General features: G+C 68.1%; 12 protein-coding genes. 6 read left to right on the top strand and 6 right to left on the bottom strand.

What is annotated here, in order from left to right:
- The first annotated feature begins 251 nt into the window (after positions 1–251).
- Positions 252–911 carry a hypothetical protein gene (locus DIZ26_RS30620; RefSeq protein ID WP_112247889.1) on the top strand — a complete coding sequence of 220 codons (660 nt, stop codon included), beginning with the start codon at positions 252–254 and terminating at the stop codon, positions 909–911.
- 34 nt (positions 912–945) lie between these two features.
- Here the strand turns inward: DIZ26_RS30620 and DIZ26_RS30615 are convergent, their stop codons facing one another.
- Positions 946–1614, bottom strand: a complete 669-nt coding sequence (locus DIZ26_RS30615; RefSeq protein ID WP_112247887.1) for a type 1 glutamine amidotransferase domain-containing protein — start codon at positions 1612–1614, stop codon at positions 946–948.
- Positions 1615–1686: 72 nt separating this feature from the next.
- Here DIZ26_RS30615 and DIZ26_RS30610 point away from each other — a divergent pair, with 72 nt between their 5' ends.
- Entirely contained in the window at positions 1687–2574 is an 888-nt protein-coding gene (locus DIZ26_RS30610; RefSeq protein ID WP_112247885.1) for a LysR family transcriptional regulator, read from the top strand.
- Here DIZ26_RS30610 and ku read toward each other — a convergent pair.
- From ku to DIZ26_RS30595, 3 genes are all read right to left on the bottom strand, one after another.
- Positions 2555–3547, bottom strand: a complete 993-nt coding sequence (gene ku, locus DIZ26_RS30605) for a non-homologous end joining protein Ku (protein WP_112247883.1) — start codon at positions 3545–3547, stop codon at positions 2555–2557. The two genes, DIZ26_RS30610 and ku, sit on opposite strands and share 20 nt — an antisense overlap.
- Before the next feature lie 109 nt (positions 3548–3656).
- Positions 3657–4583: a hypothetical protein gene (locus tag DIZ26_RS30600; RefSeq protein WP_112247881.1), complete on the bottom strand. Its 927-nt coding sequence runs from the start codon at positions 4581–4583 to the stop codon at positions 3657–3659.
- 217 nt (positions 4584–4800) lie between these two features.
- On the bottom strand, positions 4801–5610 hold the full coding sequence (locus tag DIZ26_RS30595; protein ID WP_232828715.1) for a sigma-70 family RNA polymerase sigma factor: 810 nt from the start codon (positions 5608–5610) through the stop codon (positions 4801–4803).
- Between the two features lie 155 nt (positions 5611–5765).
- Between DIZ26_RS30595 and DIZ26_RS30590 the strand changes: the two genes are divergently transcribed.
- Entirely contained in the window at positions 5766–6383 is a 618-nt protein-coding gene (locus tag DIZ26_RS30590) for a UdgX family uracil-DNA binding protein (RefSeq protein ID WP_112247877.1), read from the top strand.
- Positions 6384–6519: 136 nt separating this feature from the next.
- Positions 6520–6663 (top strand): GPGG-motif small membrane protein, encoded by a 144-nt coding sequence (locus DIZ26_RS38035; RefSeq protein WP_012918574.1) that lies wholly within the window; start codon positions 6520–6522, stop codon positions 6661–6663.
- A gap of 184 nt (positions 6664–6847) precedes the next feature.
- On the opposite strand, the gene DIZ26_RS30585 is transcribed toward DIZ26_RS38035, so the two are convergent.
- Positions 6848–7339, bottom strand: a complete 492-nt coding sequence (locus DIZ26_RS30585; RefSeq protein WP_112247875.1) for a hypothetical protein — start codon at positions 7337–7339, stop codon at positions 6848–6850.
- A gap of 149 nt (positions 7340–7488) precedes the next feature.
- Here DIZ26_RS30585 and DIZ26_RS30580 point away from each other — a divergent pair, with 149 nt between their 5' ends.
- Both DIZ26_RS30580 and DIZ26_RS30575 read left to right on the top strand, forming a co-directional pair.
- Complete coding sequence (locus DIZ26_RS30580; RefSeq protein ID WP_232828714.1) at positions 7489–8214, top strand: putative quinol monooxygenase; 726 nt, start codon at positions 7489–7491, stop codon at positions 8212–8214.
- A 165-nt stretch (positions 8215–8379) separates the two neighbouring features.
- Positions 8380–9327, top strand: a complete 948-nt coding sequence (locus tag DIZ26_RS30575) for a serine protein kinase RIO (protein ID WP_112247872.1) — start codon at positions 8380–8382, stop codon at positions 9325–9327.
- A gap of 314 nt (positions 9328–9641) precedes the next feature.
- Here DIZ26_RS30575 and DIZ26_RS30570 read toward each other — a convergent pair whose 3' ends face one another.
- The gene (locus DIZ26_RS30570) at positions 9642–11297 is read right to left on the bottom strand and encodes an FAD-binding dehydrogenase (protein WP_112247870.1); all 1656 of its coding nucleotides are present in this window, start codon (positions 11295–11297) and stop codon (positions 9642–9644) included.
- Positions 11298–11375 lie beyond the last annotated feature (78 nt).

Raw genomic sequence — 11375 nt, 5'->3', positions numbered from 1 at the left:
GCCGCCAGGTGGCGCGAACCCGATCACAACCGAAGCCCCCGACCCGCGCCAACCGATCGGCGTACGCCGGGGTGACGGCCCCCCCGGCCTTGCGGGGTGACCCGGGCTCCCGTCGGGAGGCTTCCGGCGGTGGGAACCGGGGGCGGCGATTGTTCGTTTTCCAGGTGTTGCCGGCCGGGTGGGGGCGGTTTTGGTGGACGGCGACGGGGGTACCCGACTGGATGTCTTCTTCAGATGGATGAGCGAGTCCGATGCACGTTTCTCCCAGGGTTCAGCGGCTGTCGATCGCTGCAGGCGTGGGGATCGGCACCGCGGGCTTGCTGGCTGGGGTGCTGCTGCTCGGACCGCTCGCGGCCTCCATCTTGCTCGTCGTGGTGTTCGGGCTGATCTGGCCGCTGGCTGCGGTGATCCGGCACGTCGCGGATGACGCTCCGTTCGAGTCACCGATGGTGGTCGCCTGTTGTGCGGCCGGGACGGTGCTGTGCGTGCCCGGCGTGGTGCGGCTGCTGGCGTGGGGAGCGATCGGGTTCGCCGTCATGCTGATCGCCGCGGTGATCGGGATCGGCTTCGATCTGGTGGTGCCGAAGGGTGGCCGGCCGAAGCGGCGGCGGCTGCAACCGGCGTACAAGGCGCTGGCGGAGCTGAGCCGGCGTGAGCAGGAAGAAGACGAGCGGTTGATCGCGTCGCTGCAGTGTCCACTCAGCATCGAGGAACTCTGCGGCGTGTGGTGCGAGACGGCGACCACGCTGGCCGAAGGCGCCGGGGCACGGGACCGGCAGGCCGTCGCCGAGGTCCGCCGGATCTGCCTGGACGAATTCGAGCGCCGCAACCCGGCCGGCTTCCAGCGCTGGATCGCAGCCGGCGCTCCCCCCAACCCCGGCAGGTACCTGCTCCCCGAACCTAGCGAGTAGGAGCCGAGCCCGGGGCGGCGCGGCCGGCTGTCGCTCAGCTGATCGGGTCGAGCAGGAGATCGGCGACGGCTCGGGCGGTCGCTTCCGCGGAGGCCGGGTTCTGGCCGGTGACGAGGCGGCCGTCGGTGACCACCTTCGACGCGAAATCGGGACCGGGGTGGTGCTTGGCGCCACGCTTGGTGAGTTCGTCGGCGAGCAGGAACGGTACGACGTCGGTCAGGCCGACTGCTGCTTCCTCGGCATTGGTGAACCCGGCGACGTCCTTGCCGTCGATCAGGTAGCTGCCGTCGGAGAGCCGAAGCCCGATCAGAGCGGACGGGCCGTGGCAGACGGCCGCGACGACTCCGCCACGCTCGTAGACGGTGGCGGCGAGGCCGGCCAGCTCGGTGGCGTCGGGAAAGTCCCACATCGTGCCGTGGCCACCGGCGTAGAAGATCGCGTCGTAGTCGGCCGCGTTCAGATCGGCGGCGGTCGGGGTGTTTTTCAGATCGACCGCCGCGAAGAAGTCCTGCTGTACGGCGTTCGTCTCGTCGCGGCCGTCGACCGGCGGCTCGCCGCCGGCAACCGAGACGACGTCGACGTCGAACCCGGCGGCGCGGAACACGCTCCAAGGCTCCGCGGCCTCGGAGGCGTAGAAGCCGGTCCGGCGGCCGGTGTCGCCGAGCTCGGAATGGCTGGTCAGGGCAATCAGTACGCGTGTCATGGCCCCATCATGGTCAGGTTGATCCATCGGAAACCAATAGGCGCATGACGACTTAGCCATAGGATTTCCGATATGAGCCTCTCCCTCGACCTGCTCCGGAGCTTCCTCGCCGTGCACCGGGCCGGATCCGTCACCGCCGGTGCGGAGACCCTCGGGCTGTCGCAGCCGACGGTGACCGCGCAGCTCAAGGCACTGGAGGCGGCGTTGGGCAGGCCGCTGTTCGTACGACAGGCGCGCGGGGTCCGCTCCACGGCCGCCGGGGACGAGCTGGCCCGCCGGATCGCCGAGCCGATCGACACCTTGCACGGCCGGGTGGTCGACGAGCTGGACGATCCGGTCGCGGCGACGGTCCATCTCGGTGGTCCGTCCGACTTCGTGTCCGATCGGGTGCTTCCGGCGCTCGCTGCTCGCCTCGGTGCGGGCCTCCAGTTGCGGACCAGGTTCGGGTTGCCGGAGGAGTTGCTCGACGGCCTGGCGAGCAGGACGCTCGACGTCGTGATCAGTTCGATCCGGCCACGCCGGGCCGGTGTACGGATCACTCCGCTGTACGACGAGTTGTTCGTCCTGGTCGCCGCGCCGCGATGGTCCGTGGGGAAGTCGATCACGTCACCCGAGCCGCTCCGGAAGATCCCACTGGTCGCGTATGCCGAAGAGGCGCCCATCATCCGGCGCTACTGGCGCAGCGTTTTCGGAGTACGGCTGACGCGGACCGCGGATCTCGTCGTACCGGATCTGCGCGGTGTGCTGTCCGCCGTACGGGCCGGCGCGGGGGCGAGCGTGTTGCCGACCTACTTGTGCGACAAGGCACTCGCCGATGGAGAGCTTGTGCGGTTGGCCGACCCCGAGTTGCCGCCCCTCAACACGTTGTATGTCGCGACGCGATCCGACGTCGGTCCGAAGAGTCCGGCCGCGACGGTCCGCGACGACCTGCTGCGGGCGTTCAGGCGGCCTTCTTCTTAGCGCTGGTCTTCTTCGCCGTGGTTTTCTTCGCGGTTGTCTTCTTGGCTGGAGTTTTCTTGGCTGCTGCCTTCTTGGCCGTTGTCTTCTGGGTCGTCTTCTTGGCAGCGCTCTTGTTGGCAGCGGTCTTCTTGGCGGCGGCGGTCTTCTTGGTGGTGCTCTTCTTCGTCGCCGCCTTCTTCGCGGTACCCGCACGGCGGGCGCGGGCGGCCTCCACGCTGGCGCGCAGGGCCGAGACAAGGTCGCTCCGCGGCGTCGCCTCGGGCTCTTCCTCGGTGAACACGACCTCTTGACCCTTGCGCTTGGTCTCGACCAGCTTCTTCACCCGCTCGGTGTAGGAGTCCTTGTACTCCGTCGGCCGCCACGTGCCGCTCATCGCCTCGATCAGGTCGACCGCCATCGACAGTTGCTTGCCCGCCCCCGACTTGGCCGGCAGCGAGCCCACTTCCTTGGCCGGGTCGCGGATCTCGTCGGCGAAGAACATCGTCTCCAGCACCAGAACCTTGCCGTCGGCCCGGATCGCGGCCAGATATTCCTTGCTACGCATGACGAAAGTCGCGATCCCGGCCCGGTTCGTCTTCGCCAGAGCGTCCCGCAGCAGCGCGTACGACGAGGCGTTCTCGCTGTCCGACGGTGCCAGGTAGTAGCTCTTCTCGAAGTGGATCGGGTCGATCTCGTCCAGGTCCACGAAGGTGGAGATCTCCAGCGACCGCGACTTGCCGGGCGCGATGTCGGCGAGTTCCTCCTGCTCGACGATCACGTACTCGCCGCCGCCGACGTCATGACCCTTGACGATCTTGTCGTAGTCGACCTCGCGGCCGGTCCGTTCGTTCACCCGCTTGTACCGGATCCGGTCCGAGGTGCCCTGCTGGAACTGGTGGAAGTCGAGCTCGTGCTCCTCGGTCGCGCTGTACAGCCCGACCGGCACCGAGACCAGCCCGAAGTTGATGTACCCACTCCAGATCGCCCGCGCCATCGCCCAGCCCTTTCCGTACTCCGGTCCGCCTGACCCCGGTCGTCATCCGTACTCCGGTCCGTCTGGTCCCAGCCGGTACCCACCTCAGAGCCGGTTGTACCGTGCGCGCTCAGAGCCGGTTGTACCGTTTGCGCGCCTCGCGGCTCTCCTTCTGTGCCTCACGCGCCGCCTTGCGCGCTTCGTCGAGCTCGTCACCGATCCGGTGCACGGCCTCCTGGGCATCGGCCAGCGCCTCGCGGGCGGCCTCCAACTGGCCGGCGAGATCGGCGACCGCCGCCTCGGTCGACTCCGCCGCAGCCACCGCGTCCTCGAATTCCTTCTTGGCCGCGGCTTTCTCCGCGGCTTCGCGTTCTTCCTGCTCGCGTTCGGCCTTCTCGCGCTCCCGCTCGGCCTTCTCCCGTTGCTTCTTCTCGGCCGCGGTCTCCTTGACCTCGGGCTCGGCCTTCTCGGGCTGGGCCTTCTCGGTCTCGGCCTTCGTGGTCTTCTTGGCGCGGCGTTCTTCGGCGCGCTGCCGGCGTTCGTCGGTCAACGGCGTCACGTTGGACGGCTCGCCGCTCTCGTCGACGACGCCGAACCCGACATGCCGCAGCGCACTACTCAGCCGGCCCTCGCGAACCGCTTCCCCAGCGGCCGGATCCACCAGCGCGGCATCGAGAGTCTCGCGCAGCTTCTGCCCGACGTCCGCGCTGACCTTCTGTCCCTCGCGCTCCGACAAGCTGGCTGCCGACTTCGTCAGTTGGTCGATCAGCTTGTGCCGCCGGGGCGTCAGCTCCCGCAGGCGCTCGCCGTCGAGGTCGGCCGTCGCTTCCCGGAACTCGTCGCCGAGCGCAAGCAGGTCGTCGATGTCGTCGGGAAGTTCACGCGCGACCAGGTTGGCCAGCCAGGCGGCGACGGTCGGCTTCCGGAGTGCTTTCAGCCGGGTCGATCCGAGCTGGTCGCCGGCCGCCTTGAGTTCCTTGGCCAGCTCGTTGCGAGTAGCAATGAAGTCAGCCGCGGGCGCGGCGTACAACCGGCTCGCTGCTTCTTCGAAGTCCACCCGCCCGACGCTACACCGAACCCACGCCCCAACGACCGTGAATCAGACGCAGGAGTTGCTCCCGCACACGCCATGCTCCACGGTGCTGCACGTGCTCCCGCTCCCCGGCGGTCCTGGCGCGCAACGGGTACGTAGTACGGATCCGGGACGTCGGCGTCGGCACCTGGCGATTGCGTCAGCACCGCACGAGCAGCCTCCCGTCAGACAGCGCGAGGGCTCAGGTGGGTTGGGGGACACCGCCGCCGCCCTTGGTGAGTTCGGCGCGGAGGCGGTCGAGGATGTTGCGGAGCAGCCGGGAGACCTGCATCTGGCTGACGCCGAGTTCGTTGCCGATCTCCTCCTGGGTGAAGCCGGAGCAGAACCGCAGTTCCAGGATGCGCCGGTCGCGATCGCCGAGCCCTTCGACCGCCGGGGTCAGCGTCTGCACGTTCTCGACCAGCTCGTAGCCGTCCTCGTCGGCGGGCACGGCCTCGATCAGGCTGGCGCCGTTGTCCAGCCCGCTCGGCGCATCCAGCGACAAGGTGTTGAAACACCCTCGGACAGAAGCCGCTTCGGCGACCTCTGTCGCGGCGGTACCCAGCGCCTCGGCAGTCTCCTCGTCGGTCGGCAGATGCCCCAACCGCTGGGTCAGCTCGGGCTCCGCGGCCGCGATGTTGCCCTGCATCTCCTGGACCCGCCGCGGCGGCCGAACGGTCCACGCGCAGTCGCGGAAGTACCGCTTGAGCTCACCGCGGATCGTCGGTACGGCGTACGCGAGGAAGGCGGTCGCCGCATCGGCGCGGTACCCGTTGACGGCCTTGACCAGGCCGAGATAGGCGACCTGCTCGAGATCGTCGGCGTCCACGCCCTTGCGGCGATAGCGCGACGCCATCGAGCGGGCGACCGGCGTATTGAGGATGATCACTTCGTCGAGGAGTTCCCGACGGCGCGAGGCAGACGCTTGAGCGGCCTCGGCGAGCAGCTTTTCGGTGCTCTCGGCAACCCCGTCATGGGGGTCGGCGTGGGTCTGAACAGGTGCGATGGTCACGGTGAGAAACCTCGTCGTGCTCGTCCTGCGCTGAGTGGCGTCACGGCTGAACCACTTGGCTTCCACCAGATCAAATCCGGACGACGGAATCAACCTTTGGAGTGTTGCAACCGTTTGAATGTGTTGTGAGGACGCTCACTGGGCACCGGGGCCGCATGGAGCATTACCCCGGCGCCGCAGAGTGGGTTCCGGACACCGGCGGCCTCCCAAGAGTACGAAACGCGCTGCCCGACTGCCGCGGCTGCGACCTGTGGGAGTACGCCGACCAGGTGGTGCCCGGTGACGGCCCGGCCGAAGCGCGGATGATGCTGGTCGGCGAACAACCGGGCGACGTCGAGGACCAGCGCGGGAAGGCGTTCGTCGGACCCGCCGGCCGGTTGCTCGACAAGGCCTTGGTGGAAGCCGGTATCGATCGCGCGGACGTGTATCTCACCAACGCTGTCAAGCATTTCCGCTTCGAGGAGCGAGGCAAACGCCGGATCCACAAGACACCGGCAGTCGGCCACATCGTCGCCTGTCAGCCCTGGCTCGTGCGGGAACTGGCGATCGTGAAACCCGAACTGGTGGTGGTCCTCGGGGCGACCGCGGCACGGTCCCTGCTGGGAACCGGCTTCAAGGTCACCGCGCAGCGAGGTCAGCCGGTCGAGCTGCCGGACGGGACGGCGGCGATGGCAACGGTTCATCCCTCGGCCGTGGTTCGTTCCCGAGAGTATCGGCGGGACTTCGGGCTGTTCGTGGACGACCTCCGCGCGGCCGCCGCGCTGCTCGGCTGAGGACGCGCGCCGGAAGTTTCGGCAGCGGACCCCGTTTGTGGCTGTTGGGCAGCGGGCACCAGAGGGGCCACAGAGAACACGGGGAATCAATCGCCGGGCCGCTGGCCGGTCCGGTGCGTCGAGAAAGGACACGACCATGGGCCTAGTGCTCTGGATCATTGCGGCGATCCTCGTCATCTCGGGGATCGTCTCCCTCGTCCGCGGCCAACTCTTGATGGGCGCGGCCCTCATCGTCGTCGGCCTCTTGGTCGGCCCCGGTGGCGTCAGCATCTTCACCTGACCCGAAAGACCGAACCGTGGGTGGTGGCCGGCAACGGCTGCCACCCACGGCGGTGTCTGAGGGAGCAACGCTGCGGTGTCTGAGCGAACCAACGCTGCGGTGTCTGAGCGAACCAACGCTGCGGTGAGGCAGATCAGCTTTCGGCAGCGTGACGGTGAAGCCGGGTAGGCCTTCGGCAGCGTGATCAGCCGGGCCGGCGGAAGACCCGTAGGGCCGCGGCCATCCGGAGGCGTTCCAGTTCGGCGAGCTGACTGTCGGCATCCTTCAGCAGGTCGTCGAACTCGGCGACCTCGAACCGGTCCTCGTCCTCGGCGAGCTTCCGCAGTACCCGCCAGCCGGCTGCCTTGCCCTCCGTGGCGACCCGCAGCGCTTCAAGTTCCACCACATCGCTGAGCGGCGATCGCCGGATCAGTTCGCCGTTCGGCTTGAACCGGCCCAGTTTCTCGGCCACCCAGGCTCCTGCGTTCTTGACCGGGTCGGGTTTCGAGCCGACCGCCGCGAGATACCGTTCGAGCGCGGTCTGTTCGGCCTCGATCCGCTCCACCATGGCGGCCAGGGCCGTCCGGGCGACCGGATCGGTCTGCTGATCGGCCGCGCGCCGGAACAACTCGATCCCGGCGGCTGATCCCGCGTAGTGGTCCTGCAGATAGGTTCCGAGCCGTCCTTCGTCGATCATCCGTCACTCCCGCACGTTGGATCGGACTGCAGTACTTTCCCGTACCCAGCGGCTGCGATTTCAGACCGATCGGCGGCAAAGACTGACGGGTGTTGTCAGCCTTCGCCGGTTGACTGGCGTACCGGCGTACCGGCGATGCGGAGGTTCGGATGACGGAATGTTGTGCGGTGCTCGACCTGCGGCAGTACACGCTGCGGCCCGGGCAGCGGGATGCCTTGATCGACGTCTTCGACGAGGCGTTCGTCGAAGGGCAGGAGGTCGAGGGAATGCACATCTGCGGCCAGTTCCGCGATCTCGACGACCCCGACCGGTTCGTCTGGCTGCGCGGCTTCACCGACCTCGAAGCCCGGGCGAAGGCACTCAACGGTTTCTACTACGGCCCGATCTGGAAGGCCCGAGGTGGCGAGGCGAACGCGACCATGCTCGACTCGGACAACGCGCTGCTGCTCAAGCCGATCGAACTCGGTCCCGGCTCTCCCGCTCTCGACACGCCCCGCCCGCCGATCGGTGCGACCGAGATCCCCAGCTCGGTGATCGCCGGCGCCGTGTACCACCGCCGTACCGCGGACGACGGCTTCGTGGAGTTCTTCACCGACCAGCTCGCACCGGCGCTGACCGGGACCGGGGCCGTCCTCACCGCGACCTTCGAGACCCTCGACGCGGAGAACAACTTCCCCGCCTTGCCCCTGCGCGACGAGACCGTCTTCGTCTGGCTCGCCACCTTCCCGAACGACAGCGCGTACGCCGAACATCGTCGCCTGCTGGCCGGATCTCGCGTCTGGCAGACCAAGCTCCTGCCCGAGCTGACCTGCCGGAGTACCACCGCGCCCCAGCTGCTCCGGCTTCGCCCGACCGCGCGATCCCAGTTCCGCTGAGCGGTTGAATTTAATTCGGTTGCGGGCTCCGGGAGGAGCCTGCATTCTGGTTTCGCCTGTGCAGCAACGAGTGCTGCCTGAACCGAAGGAGGGCTGAACGGATGTCCATCACTGTGCTGCGGCATGCCCGCGTCAGCCTCACCTCTTCCTTCAGGAGCACACCCGATGTCTTCCGACGTCTTTCGCACGAACTCCGAATTCGCTGAGCAGGACCACTCCGACTTCGCCGACCTCGACTCGCGCTGGGCCGCGCTGACCGCCGACGACTCCGAACCCGATGTCGCCGACGCGTTCGTCTTCCGCTTCTCCGCGGTCGAGGAACAGCTCGACCCCGATCAACGCTGGTCCACCTGGCTGGATGTCGAGCGCGGTTCTCGCGGCCCGGATCCACGACCCGACTGGGTGGTGACGGAACAGGCCGCGATCGACACCGAGCTCGGCATCCTCAAAACCGGCAAGGAAGCCGACGTCTTCCTGCTCGAACGGGCCGTCCAGGCTATCGGCGACAACCCCGCGAAGCGGTCGCTGCTGGCCGCCAAACGGTACCGGTCCGAAGAACACCGGTCCTTCCACCGAAGTACGTCGTACGTGGAAGGCCGTCGGACCAGGAACAGCCGTGACACCCGCGCCATGGCCAAGAAGACCGCGCACGGCCGAAGCGTCGCGGCCGGTCAATGGGCCTATGCCGAATGGGACGCGCTCTGCCGGCTCTGGAAGGCCGGCGTCCCGGTGCCGTACCCGGTCCAGGTCGACGGCACCGAACTCCTGATGGAGTTCATCGACGACGGCAACGGCGGCGCCGCACCCCGCCTCGCGCAGGTCCGTCCCAAAGGCGACCTGCTCGCCTCGTACTACGAACAGCTCCGCGACGGCATGCGCGAACTGGCCCGAGCAGGCCTCGCCCACGGCGACCTCTCGCCCTACAACGTGCTCGCCCAAGGCGACCGCATCGTCATGATCGACCTCCCCCAGGTCGTCGACATCGTCGGCAACCCCAAGGGCATGGACTTCCTGATGCGCGACTGCCACAACATGTCCACCTGGTTCACCAACCGCGGCCTGGAAGTAGACGAACACGAACTCTTCGCCGACCTGCTGACGATGGTCTTCTGAGCAAGGAACCCGCCCGCGCAGGCTCGTTCCTCACCTGCTCCCCACCCCCCAGCGACGGGCGCTCCTCCGTCGCACCCTTTGCTGCCTTGGAGAAAAGCGCTATCGCTCGATCAACCCGATTGCTGTGCGGTCGGGCTGGGCGGTCAGTTCGAGGCGATCAACAAGACCTGTGCCCGTGCGGTTCACGCCAGCGTGGTTGCCAGAACCTTGCGGATCGCGGACTGCTTTTCCAAAGGCAGCGAGGGCGCGACGGAGGAGCGTCCGGGCTGGGGGTGGGGAGCAGGCGACGTAGGAGCCTGCGTGGGCGGATGTGCCTACGAGATCGCCTTGGCGGCGGCGCGGCCTGCGGTGCGGCCGGTGAAGAGGCAGCCGCCTACGAAGGTGCCTTCGAGGGAGCGGTAGCCGTGGATGCCGCCGCCGCCGAAGCCGGCTACTTCGCCGGCTGCGTAGACGCCGGGGAGTGGGGTGCCGTCAGCTCGGAGTACGCGGCTGTCGAGGTCGGTTTGGAGGCCGCCGAGTGATTTGCGGGTGAGGATGTTCAGCTTCACCGCGATGAGCGGGCCGGCTTTCGGGTCGAGGATCTTGTGCGGTGGGGCGACCCGGATCAGCTTGTCGCCGCGGTAGTTCCGGGCGCCACGGAGTGCGGTGACCTGCAGGTCCTTCGTGAAGGTGTTGTCCAGCTCCCGGTCCCGCGCGACGATCTGGCGCTCCAGGTCGGCGTACTCGATCAGATTGGAACCGGCGACCTCGTTCATCCCGCGAACGAGATCGGCCAGGTTGTCCCGGACGATGAAGTCGGCGCCCTTGTCCATGAAGGCCTGCACGGGCGCGGTAGCGCCACCGCGGGCACGGCCGAGCACGCCGCGGATGTCCTTGCCGGTCAGGTCAGGATTCTGCTCCTGACCCGACAGCGCGAACTCCTTCTCGATGATCTTCTGGGTCAGCACGAACCAGGTGTAGTCGTACCCGGTGGTCATGATGTGCTCGAGCGTGCCGAGGGTGTCGAAGCCGGGGAACAGCGGTACCGGCAGTCGCTTGCCGGTGGCATCGAACCAGAGCGACGACGGACCGGGCAGGATCCGGATGCCGTGCATGGGCCAGATCGGGTCCCAGTTCTGGATGCCTTCGGTGTAGTGCCACATCCGGTCGCGGTTGACGTACCGGCCGCCGGCCTTCTCGGTGATGGCGAGCATCCGGCCGTCGACGTGCGCCGGTACGCCGGAGATCATGGTCTCCGGCGGCTTGCCCATCCGGGCCGGCCACTGCTCACGGACGAGATCGTGGTTGCCGCCGATCCCACCGGAGGTGACGATCACGGCCTGCGCGCGCAGGGCGAAGTCCTCCACCTCGACCCGCGAACTGGAAACGCCCCGGGCCTCGTCGCTCGGCTCGAGCACCTTGCCGCTCACGCCGTCCACTACACCGCCGGTCAGCGTCAGCTCGTCGACGCGGTGCCGGAACCGGAACTCCACCAGCCCCTTCGCGACCGCCTCGCGCACTCGCCGCTCGAACGGCGCGACCAGGCCCGGTCCGGTGCCCCAGGTGATGTGGAACCGCGGTACCGAGTTGCCGTGGCCGTCGGCGTTGTACCCACCGCGCTCGGCCCAGCCGACCACCGGGAAGAACCGGACGCCCTGGGCGTGCAGCCAGGCCCGCTTCTCGCCGGCCGCGAAGTCGACGTACGCCTCGGCCCACTGCCGGGCCCACTTGTCCTCGTCGTCCAGCCGGTCGAAGCCGGCCGAACCGAGCCAGTCCTGCCAGGCGAGGTCGCGGGAGTCCTTGATGCCCATCCGGCGCTGCTCGGGGGAGTCGACGAACAGTAGTCCGCCGAACGACCAGAACGCCTGGCCGCCCAGTGACGCCTCCGGTTCCTGGTCGAGCAGCAACACCTTCTTGCCCGCGTCGGCCAGTTCCGCGGTGGCGGCCAGCCCGGCCAGCCCCGCTCCGACGACGATCACATCAGCGTCCACGTGCCACCCCTCAGCGAGCACGGGAGTTCGGCAACCCGCGCAGTGCCCCTATGTATAGCGGACCCCGCCTACCCCTGG

It is taken from the genome of Kribbella monticola (assembly GCF_003261635.1).
Classification (GTDB): Bacteria; Actinomycetota; Actinomycetes; order Propionibacteriales; family Kribbellaceae; genus Kribbella; species Kribbella monticola.
This window is presented reverse-complemented; position numbering and strand designations above follow the sequence as displayed.

Coding starts and splice junctions, on each gene's coding strand:
- DIZ26_RS30620 (WP_112247889.1), top strand. CDS start 252: ATGCACGTTTCTCCCAGGGTTCAGCGGCTGTCGATCGCTGCAGGCGTG.
- DIZ26_RS30615 (WP_112247887.1), bottom strand. CDS start 1,614: ATGACACGCGTACTGATTGCCCTGACCAGCCATTCCGAGCTCGGCGAC.
- DIZ26_RS30610 (WP_112247885.1), top strand. CDS start 1,687: ATGAGCCTCTCCCTCGACCTGCTCCGGAGCTTCCTCGCCGTGCACCGG.
- ku (WP_112247883.1), bottom strand. CDS start 3,547: ATGGCGCGGGCGATCTGGAGTGGGTACATCAACTTCGGGCTGGTCTCG.
- DIZ26_RS30590 (WP_112247877.1), top strand. CDS start 5,766: ATGGAGCATTACCCCGGCGCCGCAGAGTGGGTTCCGGACACCGGCGGC.
- DIZ26_RS38035 (WP_012918574.1), top strand. CDS start 6,520: ATGGGCCTAGTGCTCTGGATCATTGCGGCGATCCTCGTCATCTCGGGG.
- DIZ26_RS30585 (WP_112247875.1), bottom strand. CDS start 7,339: ATGATCGACGAAGGACGGCTCGGAACCTATCTGCAGGACCACTACGCG.
- DIZ26_RS30580 (WP_232828714.1), top strand. CDS start 7,489: ATGACGGAATGTTGTGCGGTGCTCGACCTGCGGCAGTACACGCTGCGG.
- DIZ26_RS30575 (WP_112247872.1), top strand. CDS start 8,380: ATGTCTTCCGACGTCTTTCGCACGAACTCCGAATTCGCTGAGCAGGAC.